The sequence below is a fragment of the Microbacterium sp. UBA3486 genome, from assembly GCF_002377845.1.
Lineage (GTDB): Bacteria > Actinomycetota > Actinomycetes > Actinomycetales > Microbacteriaceae > Microbacterium > Microbacterium maritypicum_A.
The window spans coordinates 1-16,029 of the sequence record NZ_DFQP01000113.1 but is presented as its reverse complement, the minus strand read 5'-3'; the positions used below and the strand labels follow the sequence as shown (position 1 = coordinate 16,029).

Annotated in this window: 17 protein-coding genes; 9 read left to right on the top strand and 8 right to left on the bottom strand. The window is 69.4% G+C overall.

The window, feature by feature from the left end:
* A partial coding sequence (locus B2869_RS17765) for a ClpP family protease (RefSeq protein ID WP_292769439.1) occupies window positions 1-363 on the top strand: 363 nt, incomplete at its 5' end.
* Window positions 364-474: 111 nt separating this feature from the next.
* Here B2869_RS17765 and B2869_RS17760 read toward each other — a convergent pair.
* The 4 genes from B2869_RS17760 to B2869_RS17745 form a co-directional block, all read right to left on the bottom strand.
* Entirely contained in the window at window positions 475-804 is a 330-nt protein-coding gene (locus B2869_RS17760) for a helix-turn-helix domain-containing protein (protein ID WP_021201579.1), read from the bottom strand.
* Window positions 805-867: 63 nt separating this feature from the next.
* Window positions 868-1,794 (bottom strand): helix-turn-helix transcriptional regulator, encoded by a 927-nt coding sequence (locus B2869_RS17755; RefSeq protein WP_292769437.1) that lies wholly within the window; start codon window positions 1,792-1,794, stop codon window positions 868-870.
* Window positions 1,795-1,865: 71 nt separating this feature from the next.
* On the bottom strand, window positions 1,866-2,339 hold the full coding sequence (locus B2869_RS17750; RefSeq protein WP_021201581.1) for a MarR family winged helix-turn-helix transcriptional regulator: 474 nt from the start codon (window positions 2,337-2,339) through the stop codon (window positions 1,866-1,868).
* A gap of 38 nt (window positions 2,340-2,377) precedes the next feature.
* A complete protein-coding gene (locus B2869_RS17745) occupies window positions 2,378-3,037 on the bottom strand; it encodes a GTP cyclohydrolase II (RefSeq protein WP_031208311.1) in 660 nt (219 codons plus the stop codon).
* Between the two features lie 129 nt (window positions 3,038-3,166).
* Here B2869_RS17745 and B2869_RS17740 point away from each other — a divergent pair, with 129 nt between their 5' ends.
* Complete coding sequence (locus B2869_RS17740; RefSeq protein ID WP_031208314.1) at window positions 3,167-4,186, top strand: zinc-dependent alcohol dehydrogenase family protein; 1,020 nt, start codon at window positions 3,167-3,169, stop codon at window positions 4,184-4,186.
* Here B2869_RS17740 and B2869_RS17735 read toward each other — a convergent pair.
* On the bottom strand, window positions 4,176-5,168 hold the full coding sequence (locus tag B2869_RS17735; RefSeq protein ID WP_231494498.1) for a DMT family transporter: 993 nt from the start codon (window positions 5,166-5,168) through the stop codon (window positions 4,176-4,178). The genes B2869_RS17740 and B2869_RS17735 overlap by 11 nt on opposite strands.
* A gap of 119 nt (window positions 5,169-5,287) precedes the next feature.
* Between B2869_RS17735 and B2869_RS17730 the strand changes: the two genes are divergently transcribed.
* Window positions 5,288-6,127 (top strand): sulfurtransferase, encoded by an 840-nt coding sequence (locus B2869_RS17730; protein ID WP_292769434.1) that lies wholly within the window; start codon window positions 5,288-5,290, stop codon window positions 6,125-6,127.
* Here the strand turns inward: B2869_RS17730 and B2869_RS17725 are convergent.
* A complete protein-coding gene (locus B2869_RS17725) occupies window positions 6,115-7,038 on the bottom strand; it encodes a hypothetical protein (RefSeq protein ID WP_029260654.1) in 924 nt (307 codons plus the stop codon). The genes B2869_RS17730 and B2869_RS17725 overlap by 13 nt on opposite strands.
* A gap of 305 nt (window positions 7,039-7,343) precedes the next feature.
* Here B2869_RS17725 and B2869_RS17720 point away from each other — a divergent pair, with 305 nt between their 5' ends.
* The 4 genes from B2869_RS17720 (at window position 7,344) to B2869_RS17705 (ending at window position 13,317) form a co-directional block, all read left to right on the top strand.
* On the top strand, window positions 7,344-7,994 hold the full coding sequence (locus B2869_RS17720; protein ID WP_021201587.1) for a hypothetical protein: 651 nt from the start codon (window positions 7,344-7,346) through the stop codon (window positions 7,992-7,994).
* Window positions 7,991-8,347 carry a hypothetical protein gene (locus B2869_RS17715; protein WP_021201588.1) on the top strand — a complete coding sequence of 119 codons (357 nt, stop codon included), beginning with the start codon at window positions 7,991-7,993 and terminating at the stop codon, window positions 8,345-8,347. Before B2869_RS17720 ends, B2869_RS17715 begins: the two co-directional genes overlap by 4 nt.
* A gap of 241 nt (window positions 8,348-8,588) precedes the next feature.
* On the top strand, window positions 8,589-11,792 hold the full coding sequence (locus B2869_RS17710; protein WP_292769433.1) for a glycosyl hydrolase family 95 catalytic domain-containing protein: 3,204 nt from the start codon (window positions 8,589-8,591) through the stop codon (window positions 11,790-11,792).
* Between the two features lie 91 nt (window positions 11,793-11,883).
* The gene (locus B2869_RS17705; RefSeq protein WP_292769431.1) at window positions 11,884-13,317 is read left to right on the top strand and encodes an MFS transporter; all 1,434 of its coding nucleotides are present in this window, start codon (window positions 11,884-11,886) and stop codon (window positions 13,315-13,317) included.
* A gap of 76 nt (window positions 13,318-13,393) precedes the next feature.
* Here B2869_RS17705 and purB read toward each other — a convergent pair whose 3' ends face one another.
* Window positions 13,394-14,776 carry an adenylosuccinate lyase gene (purB, locus tag B2869_RS17700; RefSeq protein ID WP_292769441.1) on the bottom strand — a complete coding sequence of 461 codons (1,383 nt, stop codon included), beginning with the start codon at window positions 14,774-14,776 and terminating at the stop codon, window positions 13,394-13,396.
* A gap of 23 nt (window positions 14,777-14,799) precedes the next feature.
* Window positions 14,800-15,249, bottom strand: a complete 450-nt coding sequence (locus tag B2869_RS17695; protein WP_231479804.1) for a low molecular weight protein-tyrosine-phosphatase — start codon at window positions 15,247-15,249, stop codon at window positions 14,800-14,802.
* A 208-nt stretch (window positions 15,250-15,457) separates the two neighbouring features.
* On the opposite strand from B2869_RS17695, the gene B2869_RS17690 reads away from it, so the two are divergent.
* Both B2869_RS17690 and B2869_RS17685 read left to right on the top strand, forming a co-directional pair.
* Window positions 15,458-15,715 carry a hypothetical protein gene (locus B2869_RS17690; RefSeq protein ID WP_292769429.1) on the top strand — a complete coding sequence of 86 codons (258 nt, stop codon included), beginning with the start codon at window positions 15,458-15,460 and terminating at the stop codon, window positions 15,713-15,715.
* A partial coding sequence (locus B2869_RS17685; protein WP_292769427.1) for a hypothetical protein occupies window positions 15,712-16,029 on the top strand: 318 nt, incomplete at its 3' end. The genes B2869_RS17690 and B2869_RS17685, both read left to right, overlap by 4 nt.

The window sequence follows — 16,029 nt, the reverse complement described above, 5'->3', positions numbered from 1 at the left end:
CTCGCGATCTACGACACCATGCAGCACATCCGTCCCGGCGTCGCGACCACCTGCGTCGGGCAGGCCATCGGACCGGCAGCACTCCTCGTCGCTGCCGGAGATCCGGGTGCGCGGGCCGCCCTCGCCCATGCGCGCATCGTGCTGCACCAGCCGGCCGGACAGTCCCGGGGTGCGATCCCCGACCTGATCCTCGCGGCCGACGAGGTGGTGCGGGTGCGCTCCGACATGGAGGAGATCCTGGCCAGGCACAGCGGCCGGACGGTCGCGGAGCTCCGGGTCGACACCGATCGCGACCGGGTGTTCACCGCCGCCGCCGCCCTCGACTACGGGCTGGTCGACACGGTGCTGGGAGCGCGGAGCTGATCTGCAGTCCAGGCTCGCGGACGGATGCTTGAGCGGCGGACGACTGCATGACCGGTGCGGTGCCTGTGGTCATGCATCCGTCCGTCGATCATGCAGATGACGGCTCCGGGATCACGCGGCGAGGGCGAACGCGCCACGCGAAGGGGCCGTCGATCGCAGACTGTCGGCAACGTCGCTCGTCAGCTCGACGAGGCTCGTGTCGAGGGCTCCGGCGATCGCGGCGATCATCTCGCTCGACGGCTCCTTCAATCCCCGCTCGACCTCGGAGAGGTACTGCGGTGAGACACCGGCCTTGTCGGCGGTCTCGGAGAGGGTCTCCTCGCGGTCGTGACGTCGGCGGCGCAGCTGGTCACCCAGCAGGTGTCTCCACAGGGGCTCGGGATCGCTCGGGCGGGGGCGTTCGGAGCGAGGGGTGCGCGGGAATGCGAGGATGTCGGCCATGCCTCACGATAATCCGCGGCATCCGGCGGCTTCGAGCGGTTCTGCTCAGAGCAGAACCGTGGTTCAGGAGTCTGCGCGCCCCGACGGGTGATCGGGAGTGGGAGTGCGATCGGGAGCGGGCTCGGGCTCCGCGGCGACGGATGCGGCCGCATCCGTCGCCGCCCAGCTGGCGAGCATCCGCAGCTTGTCCGCCGACGCCGTGCCCGGCTCCGCGGTATAGGTCGACAGGTGGAGTCCTGGATCAGCCGGCAGCTCGAACGCCTCGTAGGTCAGCTCCATCTCTCCGACCACCGGATGCGCGATGCGCTTCACACCCGTGCGGTGGAAGCGCACGTTGTGGGCGGCCCACAGCGTGCGGAACCGCTCGCTCCGCGTCGAGAGCTCGCCGACGAGATCGGTGAGCTTCCGATCGAACGGATTGCGGCCGGCTTCCCCGCGCATCGCCGCGACGAGCTCCTGCGTGTTGCGGTCCCACTCCGGGTAGAACTCCTGCGCCGCCGGATCGAGGAACGCGAAGCGGGCGCTGTTGGGCTGCGGCTGCGCGAACACCGGCGCGTAGAGGGCACGGCCCAGGGCGTTCGCGGCCAGGTAGTCGAAGTAGTTGTTGCGCACGATCGCCGGCGCCTCGGTCATGGCATCGAGCAGGCGGAGGATGCTCGCACGCAGCTCCGTGGCCTTCTTCCGCGGCGTGCGTGCGACCGGCGAGGCGTTCGCGGTGCGGGCGAGGTCGAACAGGTGCGCGGTCTCGGCCTCGTCCAGCTGGAGCGCGCGGGCGAGGGCGTCGAGCACGCTGTCGGACGCGCCGGACAGGTCGCCGCGCTCGAGCCGCGTGTAGTAGTCCACGCTGACACCCGCGAGGAGCGAGACCTCCTCGCGGCGCAGGCCCGGTACGCGGCGGTTGCCCCCGAATGCGGGGAGGCCTGCCTGATCGGGGGTGATGCGTGCGCGCCTCGTGGAGAGGAACTCGCGCACCTCGCTGCGGGTGTCCATGCCTTCGACGGTACGCGCTCAGCGACCGTGGAGGGAGGTACTGGCGGTACCGGTGACCGATCCGCGACGCCTCACAGTGCCGCGGTCACCCCGGGCAGCAGCTTGCCGAGGATCGCCCCCAACTGTTCGCGCTCCTGTGCGGTGAGCGGATCGAGCACGAGCTCCCGCACCTGCTCGACGTGCACGGGGGCGGCCGTGCGCAGCATCTCCCGTCCGGCCGGAGTCAGTGCGGCCGAGAGGGTGCGCTTGTCGGACCCGCACGAGGTGCGGGTGACCCAGCCGCGTTCCTCGAGAGAATCCAGAGCGTGGCTCAGGCGGGAACGGCTGAGGCCGGCGATGCGGGCGAGCTCGGTCATGGTGACGGCGCTCTCACCTTGACCTGCCAGGGTGACGAGGATCGCATATCGGGCGTGGTTGAGCCCGACCTCTTCCTTCAGCGTGCGATCGAGCACCTGCGGCAGCAGCTGGACGAACCGGATGACGGGGAGCCAGGTCTCCATCTCGGTGTCGTCGAGGCGACGCGGATGCTGCTGCTCCGCCGTCATGCTGTCCTCCTGGGTGTCACTCGGGTATCCCGCGGGTGTCACGCTGCCGACAGGTCGAGCGTGTGCGCCGTGTGGTCGCGCTTCGCCTGCAGGTAGCGGGTGTTCGCTTCCGACAGGTGCACCTCGGTGCGCACGCGCTCGGTGACGCGGATGCCGAGCGCTTCGAGCTGCACGGCCTTGTCGGGGTTGTTGCTCAGCAGGCGGATGCCGTCGACGCCCAGCGCGTTCAGCATCTGGGCGGCCACCGTGTAGTCGCGCTCATCTTCGCCGTGGCCCAGGGCGACGTTCGCCTCGTACGTGTCGAGGCCCGCGTCCTGCAGGGCGTAGGCATCGAGCTTGGCGTACAGGCCGATGCCCCGGCCCTCCTGGCGGAGGTAGAGCAGGAACCCGCCCTCGTCGGCGATGCGCTCGACGGCTTCGCGCAGCTGGGGGCCGCAGTCGCAGCGCTCGGAGCCGAACACGTCGCCGGTGAGGCATTCGCTGTGCGGACGGACGAGCGGTGCGTCCCCGCCGTCTATCGCGCGTTCGAGTGCGGCGCGCCAGTCGCCGAGCCCGAGCAGCAGGTGCTCGCGGCCGTCGACGAGGCCGTCGAAGGTGACCACGTCGGCGGTCGTGGAGAAGCCGTCGCCGAAGCGCAGCGGCACGCGGACGCGAGTGCGTTCCGTGGCGACCGGAGCGACGGTTGAAGTTTCAATCATGTCGGGTGCAACGCGGCGCTCGGCGGACTATTCCCGGATCCCAGGATTTCGGAGGGGTTCCGTCAGAACCTCCCATCCGCGAGGGATTCGGTGTGGACTGGAGTCCACGCGACAGAAGGAGCAACACGAATGCGCGGAGTAGTCATGCACGCCCCCGGAGACGTCCGGGTCGAAGAGCGCGAGAAGCCCACCATCTCCCGGCCGACCGATGCGGTGATCCGCATCGCCGCGACCTGCATCTGCGGCTCGGACCTGTGGCCCTACCGCGGTGCCAACGACGTCGACCACGCGCCGATGGGGCACGAGTACGTCGGCGTGGTCGAGGAGATCGGCACCGAAGTGCAGACGCTGCGGGTCGGCGACTTCGTCGTCGGATCCTTCATGGCGTCGGACAACACGTGCGAGATCTGTCAGGCGGGGTACCAGTCCCGCTGCGTGCACGTGGTGCCGATGGGGCGCTACGGCACGCAGGCCGAGTACTCGCTCGTCCCGCACGCCGACGGCACGTTGGTCGTCACGCCCGGCCGGCCCGACGCCGATCTGATCCCCTCACTGCTCGCCGCGTCCGACGTCCTCGGCACGGGATGGTTCGCAGCCGTGGCCGCCGAGGTCGGACCGGGGAAGACCGTCGCCGTGGTCGGCGACGGCGCGGTCGGGCTCCTCGGGATCCTCGCCGCACGGGAGCTCGGTGCCGAGCGCATCATCGCGATGAGCCGGCACGCCGATCGGCAGGCGCTGGCGCGCGAGTTCGGCGCGACCGACATCGTCTCCGAACGCGGGGATGAGGGAGTGGCCCGCATCAAGGAACTCACGAACGGTCTCGGTGCGCATTCGGTGATCGAGGCCGTCGGCACCCAGGAGTCGATGATGCAGGCGATCCGCTCCACCCGCCCCGGAGGTCACGTCGGCTTCGTCGGCGTCTCTCACGACGTGGCGCTGCCCGGCGAGGAGCTGTTCTACTCCGGCGTGCACCTGCACGGCGGGCCCGCTCCGGTGCGCCGCTTCCTCCCCGAGCTGATCCAGCTCATCTGGGACCGGAAGATCGACCCGGGCAAGGTGTTCGACCTCACCCTTCCGCTCGAAGAAGCCGCCGAGGGCTATCGGGCCATGGACGAGCGCCGCGCCACGAAGGTGCTGCTCACGGTGTGACCTCGCGGCGGGCGGAGATCTCCGTGTCGGGCGGAGATTCGACAGGAGATTCTCCGCCCATGGCGTGGTTCTCCTCCCGAGCCTGCGGCGATGTTTGTGGCTGTGCCCTGCGCCGCACGATCCTCAACTCGCTCGCGAGGATGCCGAGCACGACGAGCGCTCCGCCCACGAGCGCGGTCGCGGGCAGGCGTTCGCCGGCGATGCGTCCGATGACTCCTGCCCACACCGGTTCCCCGGCGTAGATGATGGTCGCGCGGGTGGGGGAGACCGACTTCTGGGCCCAGTTCATCGTCAACTGGATCAGGCAGCTCGCCGCTCCCAGGCCGACCGCACAGCCGACCCAGATCCACGAGAACTCCGGCACGCCCTCGCCGACCACCGGCATCGTGAGCAGTCCCAGCGCTCCCGCGGTGAGCAGCTGCACCACGGTGATGCGTCCGAGGTCGATCTTCCCGGCGAAGAGGCTGATCAGGATGATCTCGGCGGCGATCGGCAGCGTGCTGATCATGGTCGCGATCTCGCCTGCGCCGAGCGTCAGCGCGAAGGCGTCGGGGCCGGCGATGAACAGCAGCCCGACGAAGGCCAGACCCGCCCCGACGAACGCCATGGCGGGCGGGCGCTTGCGGAACACGGCCCACTGCGCCAGCGGCACCAGCGGCACGTACATCGCGGTGATGAAGGCCGAGGTGCTGCTGTCGATGGTCTGCAGCCCCAGCGTCTGGAGGCCGTAGCCGAGGTAGATCATCACCCCGATCGCGACGCCTGCGCCGACATCGCGCCAGCGGATGCCGCGCAGCACGCGTCGGAAGATCACGATGCTGATCAGTCCCGCGATGAGGAACCGGATGCCGACGAAGAACCAGGGTCCGGAGTGCTCCATCGCCCAATGCACGAGCAGGAACGTGCCGCCCCAGACGGCGGTGATCGCGATGAGCGCGGCTTCCTGCGGTCGGAACCGCATCCAGCGGAGACGAGAGGGCATCGTTGGCCCTTTCTCGACGTTGCCGGATCGAGCCTAGTGCGCCGGACCCGTCGCCCGGATCGTGACGGAAGAAGACGATGGCGCACCGGACGCCGCCGCCGACTCGGTAGCCTCGCAGCATGAGCGACTTCGTGAGTGCCGTCGAACTGAACGACCTGCTGACCCGGGGTGCACCGGTGCGCGTGATCGACGTGCGGTGGCGCCTGGATCGTCCGGAGGCCGGGCACGACGACTACCTCACCGGGCACATCCCGGGCGCCGTGTTCGCCGCGCTCGACACCGAGCTCTCCACCCATGGCGAGCCGTCGGAGGGACGGCACCCGTTGCCGTCGACGGCCACCCTCCAGGACGCGGCCCGTCGGTGGGGCGTGCGTGCGGGCGACACGGTGGTCGCCTACGACGACTTCAAGGGGATCGCGGCCGCCCGTGCCTGGTGGCTGCTGCGTCAGGCCGGCGTCGATGTGCGGGTGCTCGCCGGCGGCATCCGCGGGTGGAAGGATGAGGGCTTCGCCGTCGCGACCGATGATGTGGCACCGGATCCTGGCGATGTCGTCCTCGAGGAGATCGGTGCGGATGCGCTGACGATCGACGAAGCCGCCGCGTTCCCGGCATCCGGTGTCCTGGTGGATGTGCGGGCCCCCGAACGCTACCGCGGCGAGACCGAGCCGCTCGATCCCGCGGCAGGACACATCCCCGGCGCACGCAACCTGCCCACCCTGCTGCATCTGGACGCCACAGGCCGCATCCTCGACCGGGAGACCGTGCTGGCGAACTTCGCCGAGGTCGGCGTCACGCCGGGCACGGCCGTCGCGGCATACTGCGGTTCCGGTGTGACGGCCGCGCACACCGCCCTGGTCCTGCATGAGGTCGGCATCGAGGCGAAGGTCTTCCCCGGGTCGTGGAGCCAGTGGTCGAACACCCCCGGCCGACCGGTCGCGATCGGAGATCAGCCCGGCTGATCCTCCCGGGGGCCATAGCCCCAGTGCAGCCCGAGGGCGCCGGGGCCGAAAGCCCGGCGCACCAGATGCACCGACGTTCCCCGGGGCGGCGGCAGCGGCGTCATGATGACGCCGTCCGGTGTCTCGAGGTGCTCCTCGCACCAGTCAGGGATCGCGTCCGGATGGAAGCGTGTCCACACCAGCAGCTCTCTGGCCTTCTGCGCCAGGGCGTGGCCGGTGTCGCGCGTCGCGGGGTAGTCGGGCGGGTACTCCACCGACCACTCCACCATCGCCGTCTCCGGCGCGGTCAGCGGCACATCGAGCTCGAACAGCACCCCGTGCACCTCGCCGTCGGGGTGGGAGTAGCGCGCGGCGATCCGGCCCCCTGCCACCGCCTTCAGCAGAGGTGCGGGGGTGCGCACCCCGGGGGTGATCTCGAGGAAGGGGATCGCCGTGATCGTGCCGACCGTGGACTGCACGATGCTGCGCGTGATGCTGAATGCGACGTTGCCGTCCGCGCCGACATCGGTCACCGAATGCGTCGTGAGCTCGCGGGAGGTGTCGGGGTAGGAGGCGCCGAGCGCGCGGAAGGCGTCGATCACCGCCAACTCGAGCTCTTCCTCGTCGATCGGGAACTGGTTGGGTCCGAGCGGACCTGTGCGGTTCGTCGATCGGAGCAGTCTGCTCAGCGCCCCCGTGTCGAGTCCGAGGAGTTCCTCGATGTCGCTGAGCGCGGCGAGCGACTGCGCCCCCTCCGGCCGTCGCGCGCCGGATCGCCAGTAGCTCAGCGTGGCCATCGACACGCGGTTCCCGCGCGCCTTGAGCTGACGCTGCAGCCACGACAGCGTCACCGGCTTCGCGTTTATCGCGTCGCGCAGGGCGTTCGCGAAGTCATCGGGTTCGGCTCTGCGCGCGTCATCTTCGAAACTCATCACAGATCCCCTCCGGTATGTGAAGATCAGCGCCTTAGAGTGAGCATACGACCGCACGCGCGTACCTCAGGGGACCGGGTGGGCATGTGGGGTCACTTGGCCGTCTTCGCAGGCAGGGTGCCCGACCCTGCGATCACCGGCCTGACGCAGTGATGCCCCCCTTGCTGCGTATGTCGTGAAGCCCGGCAATCGATCTGGGGAGATCAGCCGGGCTTCACGAATCCTCCCTCCGCAGGGCTCCCGGCGTTGCGGCTCCGCCGCCCCGCGTAGACTGGGAGCAACACCCCGGAGGACTCTGGACCGTCATGTCTGCCCCTGCTCGCGCATTCACCATGCGCCACGTGCAATTGCTGCGCGCTCTGTTCGCCGCAGTCGCTGCACTGATGATCACGTTCTCGTCTGATCACTCCGCCGCCGTCGGCCTTTCCGTGTTCAGCGGCTTCGTCTTCATCACCGCTCTCGTCCAGGTGCTCGCCGCCTGGCTGGTGCTCCCCGCCGGCTCACGCTGGTCGTACGTCCTGCTCGCCGCGGTCGGCGTCGTCGCCGGCATGGTGAGCGGAATCCCGGTGTGGCGTTCCGACGACCTGTTCTTCATCATCGTCTCCTCCTGGGCCATCGTCAGCGGCGGCATCGAGCTGCTCGCCGGCATCCGCTCCCGGCGCACCGGCGGCATGCTGTCGCGCGATGCGATCACCGTCGGGGGCCTGGGTGTTCTGCTCGGCGTGGCCCTGCTGCTGATCCCGGCCGGGTTCCTGCAGGAGTACACGATCGACAAGGCCGGCACGTTCGTCCTCTCCGGGATCATCCTCGGCGTCGGCATGTTCGGCGGCTATGCGGCGATCGTCGCGGTCTTCCTCGGCATCGCCGGCCTCACGCCGAAGCAGGTCGATGCCGTCGCCACGGTGTCCGAATCGAACGACAGCGCCGCCCCCGCGGAGCATGGAGGAGAGCGATGAGCGACGAGAAGCCCACCCGCCGGGACATTCTGCGGCCCCTGCACCTGCTCCTCATCGCGCTCGGCTGCGGCGTCTTCGCCATGGTCGTCACCCTGGTCTCGACCGGAGCCTTCACCGCACGCGTGAACGCGTCGATCGCCGACGGCACCTACGACGGGCTGACCCCGATCGCGCTGGGGCTCGTCGTCGGCGGTGGGGCGTTCATCGTGACGCTGCTGATCCTGGCGATGCTCATCCTCGCCGTCGATCCGTCCGACGTCACCAAGACGATCGATCGTCCGGTGCTGTACGACCCGGAGCCCGACGGGGAGAGCCCTGACTCCGAGGCTTCCGGCCGCCCGGCGTCCTCCTGACGCGCTCCGCAGGAGCGGCAGATCTGCTCGTCGACGGGACCATCTAACATCCGATTAAAGAGCGCGTCAGGCGTTCTGAATCGCGCGGATCTCCGGTACTTTCGGCGTACCCTCTGGACAATCGTCTCTAGACATCCGATGTCTCGTGTCGGACACTGACTTCTGACGCGCCCCGCATCCACGACCGGTTGCGAGACCGCACGGCCCCAGATGATCAACGATGCTCCGGAGGTTTGCTGTGATGATGGACCCCATTTCCCGCCGACAGGCGCTGCAGGTGGGCGGCCTCGCCCTCCTCGCCCCGCTCGTCCCTCAATTCCTGGCCGCTCGGCCTGCGACTGCGAACGCATTCTCGGTGGACGCCGCTCTGCGCGCCGTCCCCGCCGGTGCGATCCCGCGTCCGCAGCTCTCGCCGTACGCCCTCTGGTACGCGACCCCGGCGACGAGCTGGGAGACGCAGGCGCTCCCCATCGGCAACGCGCGCCTCGGCGCGAAGTTGTTCGGGAACCCGGACGCCGAAGTGATCCAGTTCAGCGAGCAGAGCCTGTGGGGCGGCGTCAACGACTATGACAACGCGCTCGCCGGCCAGCCCGACGGAGCGTACGACACCAGCGTCACCGGTTTCGGTTCGTTCCGCGACTTCGGCGAGGTGACCGTCGCGTTCGGCGCACGCACCGTCGTGAGCTCGCCGGGAGGCCCGTACGAGGTATCGGGTGGCGAGAGCGTCGAGAAGACCTTCGACGGGAATCCGGCCACGAAGTGGTGTCTGATCGCGCCGCCCGCCGAGGTGATCTGGCAGGCCGATCTCGCGGAGCCGGTCGCCGTCTCCTCCTACGCGCTCACGAGCGCGAACGACGTCCCCGCCCGCGATCCGCAGGACTGGCGGTTCGAAGGGTCTGCCGATGGAGCGGCCTGGGTCGCGCTCGACACGCGGGCTGAAGCGCCGTTCCCGCAGCGGCTCCAGACCAAGAGCTTCTCGTTCGCGAACACGACGGCGTACGCGCACTACCGCTTCGTCTTCGCGCCGAAGGCGGGGGTCAGTCACTTCCAGGTCGCCGAGGTCGCGCTCGGCGGGGTCGACCTCGCACAGGGGAGCGCCGTCTACGTGTCGTCGCCCAGCGGCCACGCCGACTCCCTCGTCGGCACCGTGGACGCCGACCCCGCGACCGTCTGGGCGGTTCCGTCGACCGGGTCAGGGGCGGTCTGGCAGGTCGAGCTCAGCGCCAAGCTCGCCCTGAACGGCTACGTGCTCACGAGTGCTCCCGACGCGCCGGAACAGGATCCCCGAGACTGGACGGTCTCCGGCTCGGACGACGGGCTCAGCTGGAAGACGCTCGACACGCGCACCGGGGAGACGTTCCCGGAGCGCGGTACCGGGCGGGTCTTCTCGTTCGCGAACACCACCGCCTACACGATGTACCGCATCTCGTTCTCCGCACCCGGCGCGCTCCGTTTCGGCGGCATCGCCTTCACCGGCGGTGGCTTCAGCACCGCCGGAGCCCGCGCCGTCGTCGATTACCGACGTGCGCTCGACATCGCGGACGGCACCCACAGCACCCACTTCGCCACCGCACAGGGCACGGTGCTGCGTGAGGCGTTCGCCAGTCGGGATGCCGACGTGATCGCGGTGCGGTTCACCGCCGACCGCCCCGGTGCGCTCACCGCTCTCATCACCCTGGTCTCGAAGCAGGACGGCGTCGCGACGACAGTCGACGCGGGCGGCCGCCGAATGGGCTTCGCCGGAACCATGGCCAACAACCTCACGCACGCGGCCGCGGTGCGCATCGCGGAGACCGACGGAGAGGTGGTCGCCGCCGAGGGCGGACTGCGCGTCTCCGGCGCCGCGAGCATCACCCTGCTGCTCGACGCCCGCACCGACTACCGCCTGAGCGCCGCACACGGATGGCGCGGTGCGGCGCCGCAGCCGGCGATCGAGAAGGCCCTGAACGCGGCGGCCTCCCGCTCGTGGAAGAGCCTCCGCTCGGCGCACACCGCGCAGGTCTCCGAGCTCATGCAGCGCGCGCAGGTCGAATGGGGTGTCACCGACGGCGCCGTGATGGCGATGCCCACCGACCGTCGACTGCTCCGCTACGGCACGGGCGAGGCCGACCCGACGCTGGAGCAGACGCTCTACGCCTACGGGCGCTATCTGCTCCTCAGCTCGTCGAAGCCCGGCGGGCTGCCCGCCAACCTCCAGGGACTGTGGAACAACAGCAATCAGCCGGCGTGGGCCAGCGACTACCACACGAACATCAACATCCAGATGAACTACTGGGGGGCCGAGACCGCCGACCTCCCGGAGTCGCACGAGGCCCTCGCGACCTTCATCCGTGAGGTGGCCGTGCCCAGCAGAATCGCCACGCGGAACGCGTTCGGCGCCGACGTGCGCGGGTGGACCGCCCGCACCTCGCAGAGCATCTTCGGCGGCAACGCGTGGGAGTGGAACACGATCGCCAGCGCCTGGTATGCGCAGCACCTCTACGAGCACTGGGCGTTCACGCAGGACAAGAAGTACCTGCGCGATCTGGCCTACCCGCTGATCAAGGAGATCTGCCAGTTCTGGGAGGACCAGCTCAAAGAGCTCCCCGACGGCACCCTGGTCGCGCCGATGGGCTGGTCTCCCGAGCACGGCCCGCGCGAAGACGGGGTGATGCACGATCAGCAGATCATCTGGGACCTCTTCCAGAACTACCTCGAATGCGCGAAGGCCCTCGGCGTCGACAAGAAGTACCAGGGGACGATCGCCGACATGCAGCAGCGCCTGGCCCCGAACAAGATCGGCCGCTGGGGGCAGCTCCAGGAGTGGCAGACCGACCGCGACGACCCGAACGACATCCATCGGCACACCTCGCACCTGTTCGCCGTGTACCCGGGGCGCCAGATCACCCCGGATACTCCGGAGCTCTCGGCGGCGGCACTGGTCTCACTCAAGGCGCGTTGCGGAGAGAAGGAGGGCGTGCCGTTCACCGCTGCCACGGTCTCGGGCGACAGCCGCCGTTCCTGGACCTGGCCGTGGCGCGCGGGACTCTTCGCGCGCCTGGGCGACGCCGAGCGGGCAGGCATCATGGTGCGCGGCCTGCTCACGTACAACATCCTGCAGAACCTGTGGGCGAACCATCCGCCGTTCCAGCTCGACGGCAACTACGGCATCGTCGGCGCGATCGCGGAGATGCTCGTGCAGAGTCATGGCGACGTCATCCGGCTGCTGCCCGCCGTCCCCGCGGACTGGGCGGTGAGCGGATCGTTCGCCGGGCTCCGCGCACGGGGCGGATACCGCGTGGACTGCACGTGGCGGGACGGGAAGGTCGTCGCCTACGACGTCGTCGCCGATCGGGCACCGAACATGAGCAACGTGATCGTGGTCGTGAACGGAGAACGTCGCAAGGTGAAGCCGGGCAACCCGAAGAACGGCAAGCCCATGCGCGACATCGGCCCGGCGCACTGACCCCGGCGGCACCGACGTCGGAGGGCGACGTCGGTGCCGCCATCCCGCATGAATCCGGAATACCGCTGCGGTGGATCGGCTTGTCCCTGTAGTGACTGCCTCCGTCGACCGCGCCTCCATCGGACTCCGGTCGGAGCGGGGCCCCATTCTCGGTGCGCTCATGCTGGCCACCGGCCTGATCGCGATCGACGCCACGATCCTCGCGACCGCCGTGCCCAGCATCGTCCGCGACCTCGGCAGTTACCAGCAGTTCCCGTGGCTGTTCTCGGTGTACCTCCTGGCACAGGCCGTGAGCGTCCCCATCTACTCCCGCTTCGCGGACACCGTCGGACGCAAGCCGATCATCCTGCTCGGCATCGCCCTGTTCCTGCTCGGCTCCATCCTCTGCGGATTCGCGTGGAGCATGCCGGCGCTGATCGTGTTCCGCATCATCCAGGGCATCGGCGCCGGTGCCGTCGCACCGATGTCGATGACCATCGTCGGCGACATCTACACCGTCGCCGAACGTGCCAAGGTGCAGGGATACGTCGCGAGCGTCTGGGCGATCTCGTCGGTCGTCGGCCCGGCGCTCGGGGGGATCTTCGCGCAGCTCGACGCCTGGCGGTGGATCTTCTGGATCAACATCCCGCTCTGTCTGATCGCCGGATGGATGCTGCTGCGCAACTACAAGGAGCAGAAGCAGACCCAGAAGCACAGCATCGATTACGGGGGAGCGGTGCTGCTCACGATCGGGCTGACCGCGCTCATCCTCGGCATGCTCGAGGGCGGGAACGCCTGGGCGTGGCTGTCGGTGCAGAGCGCCCTCTGCTTCGGCCTGGGAGTGATCGCGCTGATCGCCTTCGGGTTCGTCGAGCGCCGCGTCGCCGAGCCGATCGTCGACCTGCGCCTCGCGGGTCGACGGCTCATCCTCACCACCACGATCGTGTCGCTCGGTGTCGGCGCGCTGATGCTGGGTGTCACCAGCTTCGCTCCGGCCTACCTCGAAGGGTCCACCGGCATCGCCCCGTTGCTCTCCGGTCTCGCGGTCGCCGCTCTGACGCTCGGCTGGCCGCTCGCCGCCGCGAACGCGGGACGCCTGTACCTGCGCATCGGCTTCCGCCGCACCACGTTGATCGGCATGAGCATCACGACGGTCGCCGCCATCGCCCTGGCCTCCGTCGCCTCGTGGCCGAATCCGTTCGTGATCGCCGGCATCGCGTTCCTCTTCGGCTTCGGGCTCGGATGGAGTGCGGCGCCGACGCTGATCGCTGCGCAGGCCTCGGTCGGCTGGGGCGAGCGCGGGGCGGTGACGGGCATGAACGCGTTCGCGCGCTCGGCCGGGAGCGCCGTCGGCGTGGCCGTGTTCGGGGCGATCTCCAATGCCGTGATCGCGCAGGGCGTCGGTCCCGACGATCCCGGCACGATCATCCATGCGTCGGTGTGGGTGTTCGTCGCGGTCGCCGTGACCGCGGTGCTCACCCTGCTCGCCGCCGCCTTCATGCCGAAGGACAGTATCGAGGAGCACTCCGGAGAGTCAGCCCCCTAGCCCGCGTGCCTTCCTGCGCGCGTGCACTCGTCGATCGTGACGGCGCCTGGGTGAGGAGTCGGGCTCAGCCTCGCGGCTACTGCGCGAGCTTCTCTGCGATACCCGTGTACGTCGCCGGGGTCAGCGCGAGCAGGCGCTGCTTGGCGGCGTCGCCGATCTCGAGACCCTGCACGAACTCGGCGAGGTCGGCCGCGCCCACCCTGTGGCCGCGCGTCAGCTCCTTGAGGAGTGCGTACGGGTCGGTGATCGTGGAGCGTCCGGCGACGACCTCGGCGCGGATGACGGTCTGGATGGCCTCGGCCAGCACCTCCCAGTTCACGTCGAGGTCGGCGAGCAGCACGTCGCGCGAGAGCGAGATCGCGTTCAGGCCGCGGCGCAGGTTGTCGAGCGCGAGCAGCGAGTGCCCGAAAGCCACGCCGATGTTGCGCTGCGTGGTCGAGTCGGTCAGGTCGCGCTGCAGGCGGCTGGTGACCAGCGTCTGGCCGAGCGATGCGAGCAGGGCGCCCGAGATCTCGAGGTTCGCCTCGGCGTTCTCGAAGCGGATCGGGTTGATCTTGTGCGGCATCGTCGACGAACCGGTGGCCCCGGCGACCGGGATCTGCGCGAAATAGCCGAGCGAGATGTAGGTCCAGATGTCGGTGGCGAGGTTGTGCAGGATGCCGCCGGCGTGACGCACGCGGTCGTACAGCTCGACCTGCCAGTCGTGCGACTCGATCTGGGTGGTGAGGATGTTGAAGCCGAGCCCCAGGCCCTCGATGTACTCGCGGGCGATGGTCGGCCAGTCGGCGTCGGGGTCTGCGGCCAGGTGCGCAGACCAGGTGCCGGTCGCGCCGGAGAACTTGGCCAGGTAGTCGGAGGCGGCGATCTGACCGCGCACCCGCTCGAGGCGCCAGGCGAACACCGCGAGCTCCTTGCCCATCGTCGAGGGCGTCGCGGGCTGGCCGTGCGTGCGCGAGAGCATCGCGGCGTCGGCGTGCTCGACGGCGAGCTCGCGGAGCTTCGCGATCACGGTGTCGAGGGCCGGGAGCCAGACCTCCTCGACCGCGCGCTTCACGGTGAGGGCGTACGAGGCGGAGTTGATGTCTTCACTCGTGGCCGCGAAGTGCGTGAGTTCGGCGATGCCGTCGAGTCCGAGCGTCGAGAGTCGATCGCGCACGAGGTACTCGATCGCCTTCACGTCGTGCTGGGTGACGGCTTCCTTCTCGGCGAGCCAGTCGATCTCGGTCTGACCGAAGTCGCGGTAGAGGGCGCGCAAGCGCTCCTTGTCCGACTCCGGCAGCGGCGAGGTCTCGAACAGCGAGCGGTCGGTGAGGGCGATCAGCCACTCGACCTCGACCTCGACGCGCGCCCGGTTCAGGCCGGCCTCGGACAGGAAGTCGGCGAGACCGGTGACGGCGCCGCGGTAGCGACCGTCGAGCGGGCTCAGGGGCTGCGGCGGGAGCGAAGGCTGGAAAGTCAGGGGAGTCCTCCTGATCGGGCCCCTCAGATGCGGGGCGTGCGGGGGAGACGCAGAGCGGGTTCGAGCTGGCGGAACAGGCCCCGAGTCGCCGCCTCAATCATACCGAGCACGGAATCGAACATCTCCGCGCCCGCGTAGTAGGGGTCGGGCACGTCATGGGTCGTGGCGTTCGGGTCGAAGGCGAGCAGCAGGGTGACCTTCCCCTCCTCGTCCTCGTCGTGTGCCCATTCCCGCAGGATGCGCTCGTGCGTGCGATCGAGGGCCACGACGAGGTCGTTGTCCGCGAAGGCCGCGGCGGTGAACTGGCGGGCGCGGTGCTGGGAGCCGTCGTAACCGCGACGGGCCAGGGAATCGATCGTGCGGTGATCGGCGCGCTCGCCGAGATGCCAGTCGCCTGTTCCGGCGCTGCGCGAGACGATGCGCGGGCCGAGTCCCTGCCGCTCGGCGAGGTCGCGGAAGACGACCTCGGCCATGGGAGAGCGGCAGATGTTCCCCGTGCAGACGAAGATCACGCGGAAGGGATCCGGGGATGTCACACCTACATTCTGCCCGGCCGCGGGCCTCCTGCACAGCGCGCGCCGCCTCGCGCGATCCTCTGCACACCCTGACCGGGGATCCGTCTCTCCACCGTTCGCGGCGATCGGGCAGGGCGAGAAGCCCGTGATCCCGGAGGCTGGGGCCATGTACTCGTTCGTCAACATCCTCGATGGCGGCTCCGCGCACCTCGGCGACCTGCTTCTCGCTTCCCAGGAGATCGGAGAGGCGATCTCCACGCTCGAAGAGGCCGGGGCGACTCTGGTCGCGCTCACCGATCGCTCCGACTGGCAGTCCGAGGGGTTCCGCGCGCTGAACGCTTTGCTCGAACGGCTGCGCGACGACACCGGAGTCGAGATCGGACACCTCACGGTGCGGAGATGGGAACTCGGCGAGGCGCTGTGAGGACGGATGACGGAGGGCTGAGCATCGATCACGGCGGAGCGATCTCCGTCGACACCGAGCAGCTACGTGCCCTCGGAGCCCGCATGCGGACGGTGGTCTCGCAGTATGAGGATGCCCGGGCGGCGGTCGCTCGTGCCCTGACTCTCGTCTCCTCCTCGGTGGACGGCGAGCGGCGCATCGATGTGGGTGCACTGCAACGGAGTGTCGAGCGGATCGTTGAACTGTGCGTCGAGATCGAGAACGCCTGCACGGGAACCCTGGTGATGGCTGACGCGTTCGAGGTGGTCGAGCTGCGCGCGCAGGCGGAGGCGCTC

Coding starts and splice junctions, on each gene's coding strand:
- B2869_RS17740 (WP_031208314.1), top strand. CDS start 3,167: ATGCGCGGAGTAGTCATGCACGCCCCCGGAGACGTCCGGGTCGAAGAG.
- B2869_RS17710 (WP_292769433.1), top strand. CDS start 8,589: ATGATGGACCCCATTTCCCGCCGACAGGCGCTGCAGGTGGGCGGCCTC.
- B2869_RS17695 (WP_231479804.1), bottom strand. CDS start 15,249: ATGGCCGAGGTCGTCTTCCGCGACCTCGCCGAGCGGCAGGGACTCGGC.
- B2869_RS17730 (WP_292769434.1), top strand. CDS start 5,288: ATGAGCGACTTCGTGAGTGCCGTCGAACTGAACGACCTGCTGACCCGG.
- B2869_RS17755 (WP_292769437.1), bottom strand. CDS start 1,794: ATGGACACCCGCAGCGAGGTGCGCGAGTTCCTCTCCACGAGGCGCGCA.
- B2869_RS17720 (WP_021201587.1), top strand. CDS start 7,344: ATGTCTGCCCCTGCTCGCGCATTCACCATGCGCCACGTGCAATTGCTG.
- B2869_RS17735 (WP_231494498.1), bottom strand. CDS start 5,168: ATGCCCTCTCGTCTCCGCTGGATGCGGTTCCGACCGCAGGAAGCCGCG.
- B2869_RS17745 (WP_031208311.1), bottom strand. CDS start 3,037: ATGATTGAAACTTCAACCGTCGCTCCGGTCGCCACGGAACGCACTCGC.
- B2869_RS17750 (WP_021201581.1), bottom strand. CDS start 2,339: ATGACGGCGGAGCAGCAGCATCCGCGTCGCCTCGACGACACCGAGATG.
- B2869_RS17760 (WP_021201579.1), bottom strand. CDS start 804: ATGGCCGACATCCTCGCATTCCCGCGCACCCCTCGCTCCGAACGCCCC.
- B2869_RS17715 (WP_021201588.1), top strand. CDS start 7,991: ATGAGCGACGAGAAGCCCACCCGCCGGGACATTCTGCGGCCCCTGCAC.
- B2869_RS17725 (WP_029260654.1), bottom strand. CDS start 7,038: ATGAGTTTCGAAGATGACGCGCGCAGAGCCGAACCCGATGACTTCGCG.
- B2869_RS17690 (WP_292769429.1), top strand. CDS start 15,458: ATGTACTCGTTCGTCAACATCCTCGATGGCGGCTCCGCGCACCTCGGC.